Below are 16017 nucleotides of genomic sequence, written 5' to 3'. Positions count from 1 at the left end.
TAAAATTGTCATTCCCGCGAAAGCGGGAATCCATCGTCTTTCGATTCCCGGATTTGATTATCGGCTTACCAGTAGATTTTGACCTCGGATACCACCCCCAGGCTCTCCCAATAGTAGCTGCCCAGGGACTCGCCCAGTTCGTTCAGCTCTTCCTTCATCGCCTGGAGCCGCTTGTGCCAGCTCATGAAATAGCTGTATTCCGGCTCTTTGAGCCTGGTGCGGCCGGCCAGTTCCGCCTCGTACGCCGCGGCTTCGCGTTCATAAGCCTGGCGTTTTTCGTCGAACACCCGGAACTGCTCCAGGTAAGCCAGATAGTCATTATAAAGCGGCGAGCCGGCTGCCTCAAGCGGGATGACGCCGTAATCCCGGCCGATCATTATATAAGCCACCTTGTCGTAACTGTGGCTTTCGGCCTCGCCCAGCGCTCGGCCGCCGCTGGAGTATGAAGAGGTGTCATCGATGACCACCAGGCCCCGGTCGGTCGTCTGGAAGGCCGTCGCCGCGTGCCCCACGCTTTCACCGATAAAATCTATCGCCACCCAGGCCGCCCGGATGCCGGCCGCCTCGGCGGCGTTGTGCAGGTCGAGGGCGAAACCGCCGCACATGTAGCGGTCGGGCAGGTAGGCGTTCAAATCGGTGATGTCGCTCTTGACGAAGGCCATAAGCTCCGCCCAGCTGACGTCCCTGGCCGCGGCGTTATTGACCAGCTTCACCAGCGGGCCGTCGGGGTAGAGCCGGTACGGCGGCTGCCGCCCGTCATAGGACAGCGCTCCGGCGATAGAGTTCCACCCGGCACTGATATCCGGCGCCGACAGGGTCTCCGGCGGCGGCTGGTTGACGCCGGGAATGGCCAGGTTGAAGGAGCAGCCGGACAGCAGCGCCGCCACGACGGCCGATGCCGCCAGCAGGTTGGTTAGTCGGAGGGCGAATTTGTTTCGCATTTCGATATTCGGATTTCGGATTTAACGTAACACCAGCGTCAGCACCAGGGCAACGACCACGATGCCGATGACCGCCCAGAACCAGGCCGGCGTGCCGCCGCCCTCTCTGGGGGATTTGTAACCTGTGGATATACCCGCCCGCCGCTTCTCGCAGCAGGCCACGCAGGTGCAGGCCGGCGGGTGGCCGCCGTAGCGGGTGGATCTAAAAGTTTCGTCTTCGCGGGGGCACATGATTTCTGATTCCGATTTCCGACTGGTTATTAACCCCGGACGACCATGCTCATGATGTTGTGCGCCTCGGCCACCGCCACCCCGGTGCCTTTGGCCTCGGCCTCGGTGAAACGGCGGGCGCCGGAGGTGCGCACCCCGGAGCCCCAGATCATGAACGGCACCGGCTCGGCGGCATGGGTGCGTATCTGGAGCGGCGTCGGGTGGTCGGGCATGATGAGCGCCCGCAGCCTGTCCCGGCTGTATTCGCGCAGCCGCCCCACCATATCGCGGTCGATCATCTCGATCGCCTTGACTTTGCCATCGGCGTCGCCGGCGTGGCCCGCCTCGTCCGGCGCTTCCACGTGGACGACCACCATGTCGTATGTCTCCAGGGCTCTAAGCGCCTGCTCCATCTGGAAGGCGTAATCGTTGTCCGAATTGTCGGTCACCCCCTCGATGCACAGCACGTCCATGCCCTGCATCTGGCCCAGACCCCGCAGCAGATCGACGCCTGAGGTGATGGCCGCGGACAGCCCGTAGCGGTCTTTGAAGGACGGCATGTTCGGCAATTGCCCACTGCCCCAGAACAGCCACAGGCTCGTCGCCGGCTTTTCGCCCCGGGCGGTCCTGTCCCGGTTGACCGGGTGGTCTTTCAGCAGTTCCGCCGAGTCAGCCATAATCCGGCGCAGGATGTCCGAACCCTCGCCCCGCGGCAGATAATCCTCCACCGGCTGTCCCGGAATATCGTGCGGCGGCGTGCAGGCGGCTTTCAGCGTCTCCGGACGCCCTTTAAGCTTTAAAATATGGCGGTAGCCGACCCCCGGGTGCAGTGACAACTCCGGCGTCCCTAGCTTTTCATCCAGGAAACGTATCAGCTCGGCGGACTCGTTTGAACCGATATGCCCCGCTGAATAGTCCGCCATCCTGCCGTTTTCGATGGTCACCAGGTTAGCCCGGAAGACCGTCTCGTCCGCGGCGATGGGGATCTCTAAAGACCTGGCCTCAATGGCAGCGCGGCCCTTGTAAAATACCTTCGGGTTGTAGCCCAGCACCGACATGCAGGCGCAGGCGGAAGAAGGCTCCATGCCCGCCGGTACCGTGCCGGCCAGGCCCACCGTCGCCCGCCGCGCCATCTGGTCGAGGTTCGGGGTTTGAGCCGCCTCCAGGCTGGTCTTGCCGCCCAGCCCCTCAGCCGGCCACCCGGACGCTCCGTCAATGATGAGCACCACGTATTTCATAACGCCTTCCTGTTTGCTAATGCGGCAGGGGTAAGGCTATAATAACCATTCTGGCGGGGCGTAGCGCAGCCTGGTTAGCGCGCAGCGTTCGGGACGCTGAGGCCGGAAGTTCAAATCTTCTCGCCCCGACCATTCTTTCCCCTGTCCTCCGCGCCGCTAGGCGCTTCAGCCGTCTTTTACGATGCCCCGGTCCCCGGCCACCGCCGCTCTCATGATAGCACGATTAGCCGCCCGAGTCACCGCCGCCGTCCTTGACCCGTTCCCACAGCTCGTTCTGCTGGTCGAAGGTCAGTTCCTTAAATGATATCCCCCCCTCGGCGCAGCAGGCTTCCATCGCCTTAAAACGCCCGGCGAACTTCCGCCCGGCGCCTCTAAGCGCGCTCTCGGCGTCTATCCCCTGGCGCCGCGCCCAGTTGACCAGGGTGAACAGGATGTCGCCGAACTCGGCTTCCTTCTCCGCCGCCGACGCCGACTCCTTTAGCTCCGAGACCTCCTCGGCCAGCTTGTCGACGACGCCCTGGTCGTCCCGCCAGTCGAAGCCCACCCTTGCCGCCCGGCCCTGGACCTCCTGGCTGTAGGCCAGCGCCGGCATCGCCCGGGGCACCCCGTCCAGCATTGAAGTCTTTTCCGGCCGCTCCGCCGCTTTAATGTCCTCCCACCGCCGCAGCACCTCCCCCGAATCCGCCGCCTTCGCCTGGCCGAAGATGTGCGGGTGGCGCCGGATGAGCTTGGCGGTTATGCCGCCGATGACGTCGCCGATATTGAAGCCGCCCGCCTCCGACGCGATCCGGGCATGGAACACCACCTGCATCAGGAGGTCGCCGAGTTCCGTCTGAAGCTCCCCGCCGTCGCCGGCGTCAATGGCTTCCAGCACCTCGTAGCATTCCTCAAGCAGTGAGTCGCGGACTGATCGGTGGGTCTGCTCCCGGTCCCACGGGCAGCCGTCCGGCCCCCGCAGCCGGTCAATGACATCCACCAGCCTCTGGAACTCCTCGCCCGCCTGCCCTGAGCCTGCCGAAAGATCAGCCAATTCGTTACCTCTCAAGAGGGGATAACGCATTATACCCGCGCCGCCGCGCCGCCGCCACGCTCTTTGAAAACCGGCTTTTGTAAGCTATAATAACGGAATTATGTTTTTCTCCGCCTTTAAGTTGTCCTGCCTTAACGTTCGCGGAGTTTTTGAGGTGATGCGGTGAGCAAGAAAGCCCTGGGTCTGCTGAGCGTCGGCGCCGTCCTCTTGATCCTGGCCGCCGCCTCCGGCTGTTCGGACAACACCGCCGCCACCTTCCAGTCGCCCCAGGGCGTCGCCTGGACTTCGGACGGCCGGGTCACTCCCGGCGAATATGAGAACCAGCTGGTCATGTCGGAGTTCTTCACCCTCAACTGGAACTCGGACGGCAAGTATATCTACGTCGCCATGCAGGGCACCTCGCCCTATTCCCCCGGCTACGTCGCCCTCGGCTTCCTGCCCGATGACTGGACCGCGGAAATGAAGAAGACCAATTCCGATATGATCATCGGCTTCGTCGCCGGCGGCGTGGCCTACGCCACCGACGCCATGTCCATTGACAAGTTGACTCCCCATCCCGCCGATGACCGCAATGATGTTGAGCAGCTTTCCGGCTCGGTGACCGGCAACACCACCATCATTGAGTTCTGCCGCAAGCTGGACACCGGCGACGCCAAGGATCAGAAGCTGGAAATCGGCCTGAATAAAATCATGTGGGCTGTCGGCTTCGCTGCCACTGATTCCGGCGCCCATCCCGCCGGCGGCCGCGGCTACGCCGAGATCCAGATCAAATAGCCCCTTCGTCCGTTCGCCCTGAGCCTGTCGAAGGGCTAACCAACTCTGTCATTGCTGGGCCTCACAAACCCCTGTCATTGCGAGCGCCGAAAGCGCGTGGCAATCTGATTCGACTTGCTCTCACCGCATCCCTCCGGCTCCAACCTCCCTCGCCCCTTGAGGGAGAGGGATAAGAGGGTGAGGGGTATTTCCTCAACCCCCGTTCGCCCTGAGCCTGTCGAAGGGTGAACTCCACCCCATTCCGTCATTGCGGGGAGCCGCAAATGGCCTTTCCTTTTCATTCCCTCTCCCCCTGGGAGAGGGTCTAGAGCCTGCACTGAGCGCAGCGAATGTGGTGAGGGCGTGCGACATGGCAATCTGTTCCGAATCACCCCGAGCCCGTTCGTCCTGAGCCTGTGGAAGGATCGAAGGTCAACCCCAATCTAATTCCGTCATTGCGAGGAGCGCAGCGAAGTGGCAATCTACTTCGAATTGCGCAACCCTCTGAGCTTGCCCGTTAACTATTCCACTTTTTTCTTGAGCCTGCGCGAACCGGTGATCTTCTTCGTAGCTTTTTCAAAATCGCTGATATAGTCTCTGTCTTGGGTCACCCGGAATTTCTCATATTCATTCTGAGCGGTTTTTACGGCTACCTCATGAGAAATAGTTCCCGCGTTTGTGAGAATCTGGTACTCATTGAACTGAAGGAAGGTATCCAATTTTCTAATCCAATCTGCCATTTTCATTGGGATGTGCCGTTCAGCCTGGTTTTCGGCATAGTCAAGATACATGGATACTACCCGCTCAAGGTCTTTGATCTCTTTTTCGCCAAGATAGTTTTTTGCCACCGATACATCGGACTTCAGAACTTTTCCATGCGGTGCGTTTTTCCAGGTTTTCAAACCCATGTGCGGGAGTGTCGCGTTAGCCCGTTCGGAAATTAGCTGCGCCGCTGTTTTGCCGGTGATTGCCCAATGGAGCTTATTCTGCACTGTCCTGAAGAAGGTTTGGGTAATGTCCGCTTTCGGGTCATAATCAATACTGCACTGTTCATATATGTCGGTAATTTTAAGATAAAATCGCCGCTCGCTGGCCCGTATCTCCCGAATACGCTCCAGCAGTTCGTCAAAGTAGTCTTTACCGAACCGCTGACCTTGCTTGAGCCGTTCATCATCGAGGACAAAACCCTTAACAATGAATTCTCGCAACGTGTCCGTAGCCCATATCCGAAACTGAGTAGCTTGTCGGCTGTTGATCCGGTATCCCACAGCGATAATCACGTCTAAGTTGTAATACTCCAGATTTCGGGATACTTGCCTGTCTCCCTCTATTTGAACTGTCAAAATTTCTTTGACAGTTGCCCCTCTTGAAAGCTCCCCGGTTTCGTAGATATTTTGCAGGTGGTAGCTTACTACCTGCTTTGTCGTACCAAACAGTTCAGCCATTCGGTTTGCCGTCATCCAGAATGTTTCGTTCTGAAAGATGACTTCAACTCTAACCACCCCATCGGGCGTGGTATACATGATGACGTCATTCTCCTGCGGTACCAATTCATTACCCATCTTTATCTCCTACTCCACCGGCCACCCCGGTATGATCTCATCAATCTCCGCCATCACCCGCCGCGTCTCCGTCAGTGCCACAATTATCCGTTGGTAATGGATAATGTCATCGTAGGTAAGCGTCCGACCCTTGCGGTCCTTCAACCACTTCTCCGCCACCTGGTACCCGCCAACCTGGAACTCCCAAACCTCCGGCTCCACCCCCTCAAAAAATTGCTCCTTATTGATGTACACCCGCCGCAGCTTCTCGTCATAGCTGACCTTCTCTACCTTTTGACTGCCAGTCAAAGGGTAAGAGGTAATCAAGTGGTTCAACACCGCCGCCTCCATCAGGTGCAGCGCCACCAACTCCTCGCCCTTCTCCGCCAGCGCCTTGAACAACTCCTTGTCGGAGGTCAGTTGCAGGCGAGGGAAATCTATCTTCAGGAACTCCGCGTACCGGCTGCGGTAGGTCGGCGAATGGAAAACAGCGTAGGCGTAATTGAAGATATCTTCAGGCCCGAATGTCGTCTCCAAATCCCCTTTGCCGTCCGGGATAAACGCTAATTCCAACTTATTAGAAATATCCTTGATGAATTCCGGATTGAGGTTCGGTCGTCGCCCGACCTCAAACTGCATTTCACCCTTTACAGGATAAAGGTATAGAGGAAATAAATAAGACCCGATTGTATATTCCCCGCATTTGATTTCTGTGATATTTCTTGCACAAAGGAAATGATTCATTTCTTGAGTTTTGTTCATTCGTGCAGAAATAAGCGCCAAGTTATCTTTCAATAACATGTGGTGCATGACTTCCCCACGCGGCATACAATGAAAGCCCCTCGAATGACCGGTAAAGTAGGTGTAGCGCGTGTCAAAAGGACGGTATAAAACCGGGATAATATTTTTAGATGACAAATTACTATCTTTAAGATCTTTTTGGGCTAGATTCACCTTCCAATCTCTGACATCTTCACCTAAGTTGTATTTTAACCTAGCATCTTCGACAGACAGCTGACAAAACTCTTTAATAGTCGACGATACTTCTTCCTTTGACCACCTTATCGTCAATTCGTCTCTGGACGTCAATATCCCGACACTATTAACTCGGAATATTTCCGAAATGTTCCAACCACTCGAAAATTCGGATAGTAAATCGCTATTCGCTGGTGGGAACATGTAAAAGGGACTTATAGGTTGCGGCTCTCCCCAAGACACCTGAGTAATATCAGTCGCTCCTAATAGTTGGTTTTTCTGTTCCCTGATTCCCCATAAGTCCCCGTAGTGAATCTTGGCGGGAGTGGTTTTACCCGCCTCTTTAATAAAAATTGCAATAGCCACGCCTTGCTGTATATCAAAGACATTCTCATCCCTACCACCATCGGGAGGTATTTCCCTTTTATTAGAATTGCCATGAAGATTGTAGATATAGATATCCGAGAAACCGTCCATCAGGGACCGGCGCATACCGCGAAACGTCGGATTATCTAGATATCCGTGGTTGGTGACAAAAGCCATGATCCCTTGGCCAGTCCGGTTAATCCGCCATTGACCAAACCGGATGAATTTGACATAGTCATCTTGCAACCATTTGGGATTTTTCTCACCCAGCGGTTTACCATCGACCGTTTTATAGGTTTCAATTAATTTCTTAATCCAGGGTCCTTTGTTAACGGAATGCTTTGAATATGGGGGATTGCCCAACACCACCATGATCGGCTTGTCCTTCTTGACCTCAGCAGCGGCGTTGGATTCTTCGGAGATCCACTGGGAAAATCCCATCTGGGCGGCGTGTTTGGCTGCCTCTTCGAGGGTATTCGTCAGGTAAATGCCCAACCGTTCGTCGGTCTCGAACTTGTAGCCGGTTTCTTGAAGCTGGAGACCAAGTTTCAGATGAGCCACGGCATAGGGCGCCATCAGCAGTTCAAAGCCGTAAAGCCGCGGCAGCAGCTTCTTGGCAACGTAGTCGTTCCAGGCGCCCTTCTGCCCCGCCCCCACTACCGCCTCGTGTATTTCATTGATTACCATGTAGAGGAAGGTAGCGGTGCCCACCGCCGGGTCCAGGATATAGACGCTGTCGTCAGCCAGGCCGGTGGGCTTGTTGAAGCGTGTTTTCAGCAGGTGGTCAACCGAGCGGACAATGTAGGAAACCACCGGCTCCGGCGTGTAGTAGACACCGCGCATCTCCCGCATCTTGGGGTCGTATTCCTTGAGAAATGTTTCGTAGAAATGCACCACCGGGTCTTCCTTGCCGGAATGTTTGCCAAAGTCCTTCAAGACCGCCGCCATGTCGGCCTGCGCCAGCACCTGCGCCAGTTCGTCCACCAGCCAGGCGATGCGCGGATCGAGGTCGTAACCGGCAATATGCTGGAATAGTTTTCGGAGGAACGGGTTGGTCTTCGGTAGGTTCTGGGCGGCGTCGGAACGGGTGAAATGTTTTTCCGTGGGCTTGGTGCAGCGGGCGGCGAATAAGCCGTAGGCTATGGTCTGGGCATACATGTCGGCAAACTGTTCGTGTGACAGCTCGGGGATCAGGTTTTCGCGGAAGGCGGCCAACTGGTTGTGAAGCTCGCCTTTCTCCGCTTCGGCGTTCAGCGTCTCCAGTATCAGGTTGCGGATGTAATGGGCAATTTTTGCCATGCGCACCGCCAATTCTTTTGGCGTGCCCACGGAGGCGGCGTTCATGGAGAGGAACCGGTCTAAAAGCTCGGCGACGGCGGGGATGTTCTCCGGCTGGCGCTTGATCTTGCCATCAACCAGGCTTCCTAGGCTCTTTTGGTAGTGCAGTTTGCCGTCGATGTAGTGGCGGAATTCCAGGTAGTCGGTCAGGATGAAATTAGACAGCGCCGGGACGTACCGCTTGAATTGGTCGGTCTTTTCCACCTTCTCCAGATTGACGCCGATGTCCTTCGCCTCGATATGCCCTATGATTACCTCGCCCTTTTTTACCAGGAAATCCGGTGCACCCACCGCTGTATGCTTCGGATCGTTGACTGCGGTAATGCTGGGTAACAGTCCTTCGATCAGATGCTGCAATGCGGTACGGTGGGAATGCTCGGTAGAATCCCCGGTTGCCAACTTGGCCGCTAACTCAGCTAGGTAAGTTTTGAAAAGGGCTGTAGCTTCGGTCATGTATACGTCTCCATAACAAAGATGTTTGATTATACATCACGTGTCCAGCAGTAGGGGTACGGTATGTAGCACCCCAAGGCCGTGTAAAAAATAGATACCCCAAAAACGACAAAACTCCCTTGACAGAACAGGGAACACTAGTGCTATAATCTCCGCCATGAACAATATTAGAACAAGTGTACCGGCATCTCAGTCTGTCGCCTCCTCCCCGCCCCGCCGCCGCGGCGCGCAGCCGGGCAACCGCAACGCCGTCAGCCACGGCTACTATTCCAGGCAGCGCGCCGAGGCCTTTCGACGGGTGATCGAGGACTCCGGCTACTCCGGCTATGACCTGGACATCGTCCTCGCCCTGTGGCAGATAGCCCTTTTGGGCGGCGGCCCGCCCGGCCCTGCCGGCCTCAAGGACGGCTCCTTCAATCATCTGTGCGCCCTGGTGCGGCGCAAGTACGGCCTGCCCCGCCGCGGCTTTGACGATGACCTGGCGGCCTACTTCATCCGCCTTTGCTTTGACCTGGCGCTCACCCCATCGCTTCGGAGCCGCCTCGCCGCGGCCATGCGTCCCGGTCCGTCCCCGGCGGTTGGTGCTGGCAGCTGATGGCGCTTTCGTTCCCGTTCCCGACGATTATCGTTCCCCGGGATTGGCCCATCGCGGATTTTGGGCTTCGTTTCTCCCAAAAGTGCTTCTTTCGACGGGAAACAAAAACAAATCCGGCCGCCGCCAGCTTGCCCGTCCGCCCCCGAGAGTCTATAATCGATATCCATACTGAGCGATCCTGAACCGCGCGAAAGGATTAAAAAGGAGAAAGGCCATGCCGAGCTACTGTTATTTCAAAGGCGCCGTCGTTCCGCTGGAGGACGCCAAAATCTCGGTCATGACCCATGCCCTGCACTACGGCACCGCCCTGTTCGAGGGCATCCGCGCCAACTGGAACGCTGCCCACGGCCAGCTCTACATCTTCCGCCTCCTGGATCACATGAAGCGGATGAAGGACGGCTGCAAGGTACTCCGGCTCGATATCCCCCACACCGCTGAGGACCTGTCCCGCATCACCGCCGACGTGGTCAAAAAGTGCGGCTTCAAAGAGGACACCTACGTCCGCCCGCTGGCTTACAAGTCGAGCGAAGCCCTGGGCGTCCGCCTGCATGATCTGAAGAGCGACTTTCTGGTCTTCGCCATCCCCTGGGGCCGCTACATAGATGTCGACACCTGCCGCTGCGCCGTCTCGACCTGGCGCCGCCCTGACGACAATGTCTTCCCGCCGTCGGTCAAGGCCACCGGCCTGTACATCAACAACGCCCTGACCAAGACCGAGGCCATCGAGAACGGCTTCGACGAGGGCATCATGCTCACCCCCGACGGTCACGTCGCCGAGGGCTCCGGCGAGAACCTCTTCCTGGTTGAAAAAGGCAAGCTCGTCACCCCGGCCACTTACTCCAGCATCTTGAACGGCATCACCCGCGATACCGTCATCACCCTGGCGAAGCAGGAACTCGGCCTGGAGGTCGAAGAACGGCTGGTTGACCGCTACGAACTCTACACCGCCGACGAATGCTTCTTGACCGGCACGGCGGCTCACCTGACCCCGGTGTGCGAGATTGACCGGCGCCGCCTCGGCGAAGGCGGCATCGGCCCGGTGACCGCCAAACTCAAGGACCTCTACTTCGAGGCCATCAAGGGCAACCTGCCGAAGTACGCCGGTTGGTGCACACCCGTCTACTAAAGATCGTCCCCCCGCCCGCGACCTCGCGGGAGAGGGGACAGGGTGAGGGCTGAGATATGCCGCTGTTAGCCCTGCTGGCGGGCTATCTCTGGGGCTCCATCCCTACAGCCCGCCTCGTCGCTCGGCTGTCCGGTCAGCGGCTCGCCGGGAATGTCGGTGCCCTGAATACCATCCGGAGCATCGGCCTCAAGGCGGGCATTGCCGTCGCTGTTCTGGATGTCGCCAAAGGCGCAGCGGCGGTGCTGACCGCCCGATACGCCCTGGACGCCTCGGCTGGCTGGGTGCTCTTTGCCGGTGTCGGCTGCGTCATCGGTCACAACTGGATGGTCTGGCTCGGCTTTAAAGGCGGCAAAGGCATGGCCGCCGCGGCCGGCGCCGTGCTGACCGCTTCACTGATCTACAGCCAGGGCTGGGTCTTCCTTGTCTTCGCCGGGATCATCCTGGCGGTGTGGCGGCTGGGCAGGAACCTGGTGCTGGGCAACGCCGTGGCCCTGCTCTGCCTGCCGGGATTGGCCTGGCTGGCCTCCCACTCGGCGGCGGTGGTACTCGCGGCCCTCTGCCTGAACGCCGTTATCGCGCTGAAGTACGCTCCTGACGCCATCGCTGATTTCAAACGCCGCGGGTTTGGGGCGCTCGGCCCCGATGAGATCAAGCCCAAACGGTCATGACGTCCGTCCCGGCATGGGCAGAGTCCTTCCGGTGACGCGGCGAGCCAGTTTTCCCTGGCCGCATCGAAGAGCGAGGGGGGCGAATTGAGCGGACAGGATGGCATACGGCGAGAAGGCTATCTGGACTTACGGAGGGTTTTAACCAGCCACTGAACCTGGCAGACCTCTTCCAGGGCGGCGGTGTATTTGTAAGCTTCCTCTAGTATCTGGCCCACAGCGAAGGTGCCGTGTCCGTAGACCAGGATGATTTTATGGGTCTTCAGCGCCTCGGCAATGGCGTCGCCCAGGCAGCCGGGACGGACATCCTGGTTCCAGCCTAAAACGGGCACTGTCCCCAGTTCATACGCCTCGAACTGTTCGGTGGGGATCTCCGTTTCATTCATGGACAGGGCGATGGCGTGGGGCGGGTGGGCATGGACCACTGCCCCGGCCGCCGTGTGCTGCAGTATGGCGCGGTGTACCGGTAACTCTACCGAGGCCAGAGGGGTTTTCAGATCGTTCTTGTCGATGCCGGTCTCGATGAGGTCCTGATCCTGGAGCGCGCCCAGCTGACTGCCGCGGCGGGTGATAAGCATCTTCTCGTCGTTCAGACGTACCGACAGGTTGCCGGAGTGCGACGACACGAGGCCGCGGGTGAACAGGGCTTTGCCAACCTCTTTAAACTCGGTGTTAAGCATGAGTCAGACTACCTCTAAGGTACTTGGGGAGACCTTCATATGGTAGCTGACCGGGAGGGATTATTCAAACGAGCTTGCGAATGACGCCGACGACGCGGCCCTGGACAGCGACGTTGGAAGCGTCGGCGTAGATAGGCGCCATCTGGGAGTTGGCCGGCTGCAGGCGGATGCGGTCACCCTTCTCTTTAAAGAAGCGTTTCAAGGTGGCCTCTTTCTCGGACTTGAGCCAAACCGCTGCCATGTCGCCGTTGTCTACCGACTGAACGGCCTGCATAACCACCAGGTCACCGTCGTTGATCAGGGCGTCAATCATCGAGGTGCCTTTGACTTTAAGGGCGAAGACATCCTTGCGGTTAGCGATGAAGGACTCCGGGACCTCGATCATCTCGGCGGAGGCGGCAGTGCTCCAGCTTTCGCTGTCCGGCACCGGTATTGGTCGTCCGGCGGCAATCTGACCCATTAAGGGGACGGCGGCTGGTCCAGGACGGCCGTCTTTACTCACCAGTTCGATACCGCGGGAAATCTCATGGTGACGTCGGATGAAGCCCAGTCGTTCGAGGTGTTTTAGGTTGTAGTCAGCTACCGAGGTGGAGCTGATGCCGCACCCGGCAACGATGTCCCGGATGCTCGGCGGAATGCCGTGATGCCCCATGTAGCCCCGAATATATTCCAGAATCTTTTCCTGGCGTGATGAAAGGGTATCAGACATTTTAGCCATTTGGTCACCCCTGAACAAGTGTTCTTTGGAGTACTTTAGCTCATCCGACCGATAATGTCAATACCGTGTCTCACCCGGGAGGTCAAATCATACCACCATGCCGAAAGTCACCACCCTGTCGTTCTCGTCGGGACGGATGACGATCACCCCCTGGGTGCTGCGGCCCATGACCACGATGCCCTTTTCCTCGTCATCAGTGCCTACCGGGGTGCGGATGACCACACCCTCGGCGGTGGCGATCATCACCTGATGTTCCCGGTCAACGACGCGCCCAGCGACCACCGGACCAGTCTTGTCCACTACCTTGAAGGTCAGTACACCGGAGCCGCCGCGATGCTGCAGCGGGTATTCCTCGACCCTGGTCAGCTTGCCATAGCCGCCTTCGGTGACCACCAGGACGAAATGGCTGGGGCACGTGACATCCAGACCGACGACGCGATCGTCGTCTTTGAAGCTGATGCCCTTGACGCCGCCGGAGGCGCGCTGGGACAGGCGGATATCGGCCACCGGGAAATGGATAGATTGGCCACAGTTGGTAATAAGGATGATATTGTCTTCTTCTTTGGCCAGTACCGCGCCGATAAGTTCGTCGCCCTTAGGTAGGTCCATCGCCAGGAGGCCGCTGGAACGCACCGCGGCGAAGTCCGACACTGAGGTACGCTTGATTTCGCCGCCGCCGGTAGCCATGATTAGCGAGGTATCCTCCCGGAACTCCGAGAGCGAGAGCATAGCGGTGATCTTTTCATTCTCGGCCACCGGTACCAGGTTGATGATCGCTAGTCCCTTGGCGGTGCGCGACAAATCGCAGGGGACTTCATGGCATCGGATCGAAAAGATCCGGCCACGGTTGGTAAATAGCAGCACCGAGTCATGAGTATCGGCGACCATCACGAAGCGGACAGCGTCTTCCTCGCGGGTGGTGATAATGCTCTTGCCCCGACCGGCGCGGTGCTGCAGGCGGTAGACCTCGGTGGGCACGCGTTTGATGAAGCCTCGCTCGGTGATGGTAACCACCATACTCTGGTGGGGAATCAGGTCTTCTTCCCGGAACTCGATGACGCCCTGAGCCTGGATCTCGGTGCGGCGGACATCACCGTATCTGGTTCTGATTTCGCCCAAATCAGACTTAATCAGAAGCAGGATCTTGCGAGGATTGGCTAACAGGTCTTCCAGGTAGGAGATCTGCTTCAGGACCTCGGCGTATTCGTCAAGTATCTTCTGTCTCTCGAGGCCGGCCAGGCGACGCAACTGCAAGTCCAGGATGGCTTGAGCCTGGATCTGCGACAACCCGAAACGGCTTTGCAGTTCGCGTCGGGCTGTGTCGGCATTCTCGGCTTTTCTGATGAGATTGATGATGGCATCCAGATTGTCGAGGGCGATTTTTAGCCCTTCCAGTATATGGGCGCGCTCTTTTGCTGCTTTAAGTTCGAATTTTGACCGTCGGGTAATGACTACCTGGCGGAAGTCGACATAAAGCTTCAGCGCCTCTTTCAGGTTGATAACTTGAGGTTTTCCGTCCACCAATGCCAGCATATTGATAAAAAAACTGTCCTGGAGATTGGTGTGTTTATGGAGATTGTTCAGGATTTGTTGCGGCTGGCCGTCTCTCTTAAGATCGATGGCAATGCGCAAACCCTGTCTGTCAGATTCATCCCGGATTTCGGCTATGCCGGTCACTTTCTTTTCACGGACCAGCATTGCGATACGACCGACCAATTCAGCTTTATTAACCTGGTAGGGCAGTTCGGTAATGATAATCTGCCGCCTGCTCCCTGCTTCCTGGGTGTCCACGATGTGGGCGCGCGCGCGGATTACTACCTTACCGTGCCCGGAAGCATAGGCGCTTCTGATGCCATCTCTTCCCAGAATGATGCCTCCGGTTGGAAAATCCGGACCCTTGACGAAATTCAACAGGTCGTCCATGGAGCAGTCCGGGTTGTCGATCAGATGCGTGATTGCGTCACATAACTCGCCTAAGTTGTGAGGCGGGATATTGGTGGCCATACCCACCGCGATGCCTGCCGAGCCATTCATCAGGAGGTTCGGCAGGCGGGATGGGAGCACTACCGGTTCGCTCAGCGATGCGTCGAAATTCGGCATGAAATCGACGGTGTCCTTATCGATATCTACCAGCATTTCCTCTGCCAAACGGGTAAGGCGTGCCTCGGTATAGCGCATAGCCGCCGGCGGGTCGGCATCAACCGAACCGAAGTTGCCCTGACCGTCGACCAGGGGGTATCGCATGGAGAAAGGCTGGGCCATCCGCACCATGGCATCATAAACCGAAGTATCGCCGTGCGGGTGATATTTACCCAAAACTTCGCCGACAATGCGTGCGCTCTTCTTATAGGGGGTATTAAAACGCATCCCAAGTTCGCTCATGGCATAAAGGATGCGTCGGTGAACCGGCTTCAGGCCATCGCGGACATCCGGCAGAGCGCGGGAGACAATCACGCTCATGGCATAATTCAGGTAGGAGTTTTTCATCTCCTCCTCAATATTGACAGGGCGGGTTTTTCCTATTACCATTAGACCTCCAAGTCCTCCTCTTCATCGTCACCGTCGTCGGGATAGGTTTCGTCTTCCAGTCTCTCTTCCGGGGACACATCGGCTTCTTCGCCATCAACAGCGCTTTCTAATTCCTCACCAGACACTTCGAGTTCGGGTTTTCTTACTGTGGCTGGACTTTGGCGCGTCGGGAAAGAGATTTGCCCAATTTGAGAGGGATCCTGATATGTTTCCCTGATAATGACGGAGAGTTTGTCTTCGGCGGAACTGATAACGTTGGCTGAATAGCGGTTACCGCCTTTCATGAGCTTCAGCAATTTCAAAGCATAACGGGGATCGATAATTCCGAGTTGCTCGCCGGACATGCCCTCAATCACCAGAACGGCACCACTGGCTCGTAAGTTGACCTTATCTCCGGCAACCACTCCGGCCAACACTTCCCTGGGCGCCAAGCGGGATAAATTAAACACTCCGGCTTTCCCTGTTTCCTCAAGGAAAACCTGCGGCTCAACCCGCTGTACGTCTGTGTCAGCAATGGGTTTGGCGCCCGATATGGTTAGAAGTTCCAGCCGACGCAAGTTACGGTCAGCGATGGTGTTATAAGGATCCTGTTCCTTCGCTTTCCGATACGCCTCCCGGGCTTCACCGTACTCGCCAAGCTCAAGAAAAGCCCTGCCCAGCCGGTTGAGCGCTTCGGTGTCATCGGGAAAAAGTTCCACAATAGATTTATTAACGGTTACCGCTTCTCTCCAGCGGCCAGCCAGGGCCAGGTCAATAGCGGACTGGGTGTTCTGTTTTTTCAGCTTTGCCTGTTCTTCGTCACTATGGACCATCACCGGCTCCTAAAGATAACTTTTGGATTGAGATTGTAACCGATTGA

The 16017-nt window shown here is 57.4% G+C and carries 14 protein-coding genes and 1 tRNA gene; 5 read left to right on the top strand and 10 right to left on the bottom strand.

The window, feature by feature from the left end:
• Positions 1–65: 65 nt before the first annotated feature.
• The 3 genes from ABV300_RS00910 to ABV300_RS00900 are packed head-to-tail and all read right to left on the bottom strand — an operon-like array spanning position 66 to position 2389.
• Positions 66–941: a hypothetical protein gene (locus ABV300_RS00910; RefSeq protein ID WP_353714698.1), complete on the bottom strand. Its 876-nt coding sequence runs from the start codon at positions 939–941 to the stop codon at positions 66–68.
• A 21-nt stretch (positions 942–962) separates the two neighbouring features.
• Positions 963–1172 (bottom strand): hypothetical protein, encoded by a 210-nt coding sequence (locus ABV300_RS00905; protein WP_353714697.1) that lies wholly within the window; start codon positions 1170–1172, stop codon positions 963–965.
• 29 nt (positions 1173–1201) lie between these two features.
• Positions 1202–2389 carry a cofactor-independent phosphoglycerate mutase gene (locus ABV300_RS00900; protein ID WP_353714696.1) on the bottom strand — a complete coding sequence of 396 codons (1188 nt, stop codon included), beginning with the start codon at positions 2387–2389 and terminating at the stop codon, positions 1202–1204.
• Between the two features lie 54 nt (positions 2390–2443).
• Between ABV300_RS00900 and ABV300_RS00895 the strand changes: the two genes are divergently transcribed.
• Positions 2444–2521, top strand: a tRNA-Pro gene (locus ABV300_RS00895).
• A gap of 91 nt (positions 2522–2612) precedes the next feature.
• Here the strand turns inward: ABV300_RS00895 and mazG are convergent.
• A complete protein-coding gene (gene mazG, locus ABV300_RS00890; protein ID WP_353714695.1) occupies positions 2613–3449 on the bottom strand; it encodes a nucleoside triphosphate pyrophosphohydrolase in 837 nt (278 codons plus the stop codon).
• A 132-nt stretch (positions 3450–3581) separates the two neighbouring features.
• Here mazG and ABV300_RS00885 point away from each other — a divergent pair, with 132 nt between their 5' ends.
• Positions 3582–4193, top strand: coding sequence for a DOMON domain-containing protein (locus tag ABV300_RS00885; RefSeq protein WP_353714694.1), 612 nt, complete (start codon positions 3582–3584; stop codon positions 4191–4193).
• Between the two features lie 500 nt (positions 4194–4693).
• Here the strand turns inward: ABV300_RS00885 and ABV300_RS00880 are convergent, their stop codons facing one another.
• Together ABV300_RS00880 and ABV300_RS00875 are read right to left on the bottom strand one after the other, a co-directional pair.
• Positions 4694–5734, bottom strand: a complete 1041-nt coding sequence (locus tag ABV300_RS00880; protein WP_353714693.1) for a virulence RhuM family protein — start codon at positions 5732–5734, stop codon at positions 4694–4696.
• Positions 5735–5743: 9 nt separating this feature from the next.
• Entirely contained in the window at positions 5744–8845 is a 3102-nt protein-coding gene (locus ABV300_RS00875) for a type ISP restriction/modification enzyme (protein ID WP_353714692.1), read from the bottom strand.
• 157 nt (positions 8846–9002) lie between these two features.
• Here ABV300_RS00875 and ABV300_RS00870 point away from each other — a divergent pair, with 157 nt between their 5' ends.
• The 3 genes from ABV300_RS00870 to ABV300_RS00860 all read left to right on the top strand — a co-directional run bounded on the left by ABV300_RS00870 (position 9003) and on the right by ABV300_RS00860 (position 11234).
• Positions 9003–9440, top strand: a complete 438-nt coding sequence (locus ABV300_RS00870; RefSeq protein ID WP_353714691.1) for a hypothetical protein — start codon at positions 9003–9005, stop codon at positions 9438–9440.
• 214 nt (positions 9441–9654) lie between these two features.
• Entirely contained in the window at positions 9655–10566 is a 912-nt protein-coding gene (locus tag ABV300_RS00865; RefSeq protein WP_353714690.1) for a branched-chain amino acid transaminase, read from the top strand.
• Positions 10567–10622: 56 nt separating this feature from the next.
• Positions 10623–11234 carry a glycerol-3-phosphate acyltransferase gene (locus ABV300_RS00860; RefSeq protein WP_353714689.1) on the top strand — a complete coding sequence of 204 codons (612 nt, stop codon included), beginning with the start codon at positions 10623–10625 and terminating at the stop codon, positions 11232–11234.
• A gap of 116 nt (positions 11235–11350) precedes the next feature.
• Here ABV300_RS00860 and ABV300_RS00855 read toward each other — a convergent pair whose 3' ends face one another.
• From ABV300_RS00855 to ABV300_RS00840, 4 genes are all read right to left on the bottom strand, one after another.
• Complete coding sequence (locus ABV300_RS00855; RefSeq protein ID WP_353714688.1) at positions 11351–11911, bottom strand: aldolase; 561 nt, start codon at positions 11909–11911, stop codon at positions 11351–11353.
• 64 nt (positions 11912–11975) lie between these two features.
• A complete protein-coding gene (gene lexA / locus ABV300_RS00850; protein WP_353715341.1) occupies positions 11976–12620 on the bottom strand; it encodes a transcriptional repressor LexA in 645 nt (214 codons plus the stop codon).
• A 96-nt stretch (positions 12621–12716) separates the two neighbouring features.
• Positions 12717–15158, bottom strand: a complete 2442-nt coding sequence (gene gyrA / locus ABV300_RS00845) for a DNA gyrase subunit A (protein ID WP_353714687.1) — start codon at positions 15156–15158, stop codon at positions 12717–12719.
• The gene (locus ABV300_RS00840; RefSeq protein ID WP_353714686.1) at positions 15158–15970 is read right to left on the bottom strand and encodes a tetratricopeptide repeat protein; all 813 of its coding nucleotides are present in this window, start codon (positions 15968–15970) and stop codon (positions 15158–15160) included. Before ABV300_RS00840 ends, gyrA begins: the two co-directional genes overlap by 1 nt.
• Positions 15971–16017 lie beyond the last annotated feature (47 nt).

The organism is Dehalogenimonas sp. 4OHTPN (assembly GCF_040448695.1).
Lineage (GTDB): Bacteria > Chloroflexota > Dehalococcoidia > Dehalococcoidales > Dehalococcoidaceae > Dehalogenimonas.
Note: the sequence above shows the minus strand (reverse complement) of the source record. Positions and strands in the feature narration are given on the sequence as shown.

Excerpts from the sequence above, each read along its gene's own strand:
- ABV300_RS00855 (WP_353714688.1), bottom strand. The coding sequence starts at position 11,911 with ATGCTTAACACCGAGTTTAAAGAGGTTGGCAAAGCCCTGTTCACCCGC.
- ABV300_RS00865 (WP_353714690.1), top strand. The coding sequence starts at position 9,655 with ATGCCGAGCTACTGTTATTTCAAAGGCGCCGTCGTTCCGCTGGAGGAC.
- gyrA (WP_353714687.1), bottom strand. The coding sequence starts at position 15,158 with ATGGTAATAGGAAAAACCCGCCCTGTCAATATTGAGGAGGAGATGAAA.
- lexA (WP_353715341.1), bottom strand. The coding sequence starts at position 12,620 with ATGTCTGATACCCTTTCATCACGCCAGGAAAAGATTCTGGAATATATT.
- ABV300_RS00880 (WP_353714693.1), bottom strand. The coding sequence starts at position 5,734 with ATGGGTAATGAATTGGTACCGCAGGAGAATGACGTCATCATGTATACC.
- ABV300_RS00905 (WP_353714697.1), bottom strand. The coding sequence starts at position 1,172 with ATGTGCCCCCGCGAAGACGAAACTTTTAGATCCACCCGCTACGGCGGC.
- ABV300_RS00860 (WP_353714689.1), top strand. The coding sequence starts at position 10,623 with ATGCCGCTGTTAGCCCTGCTGGCGGGCTATCTCTGGGGCTCCATCCCT.
- ABV300_RS00870 (WP_353714691.1), top strand. The coding sequence starts at position 9,003 with ATGAACAATATTAGAACAAGTGTACCGGCATCTCAGTCTGTCGCCTCC.
- mazG (WP_353714695.1), bottom strand. The coding sequence starts at position 3,449 with ATGCGTTATCCCCTCTTGAGAGGTAACGAATTGGCTGATCTTTCGGCA.
- ABV300_RS00900 (WP_353714696.1), bottom strand. The coding sequence starts at position 2,389 with ATGAAATACGTGGTGCTCATCATTGACGGAGCGTCCGGGTGGCCGGCT.
- ABV300_RS00910 (WP_353714698.1), bottom strand. The coding sequence starts at position 941 with ATGCGAAACAAATTCGCCCTCCGACTAACCAACCTGCTGGCGGCATCG.
- ABV300_RS00875 (WP_353714692.1), bottom strand. The coding sequence starts at position 8,845 with ATGACCGAAGCTACAGCCCTTTTCAAAACTTACCTAGCTGAGTTAGCG.
- ABV300_RS00840 (WP_353714686.1), bottom strand. The coding sequence starts at position 15,970 with ATGGTCCATAGTGACGAAGAACAGGCAAAGCTGAAAAAACAGAACACC.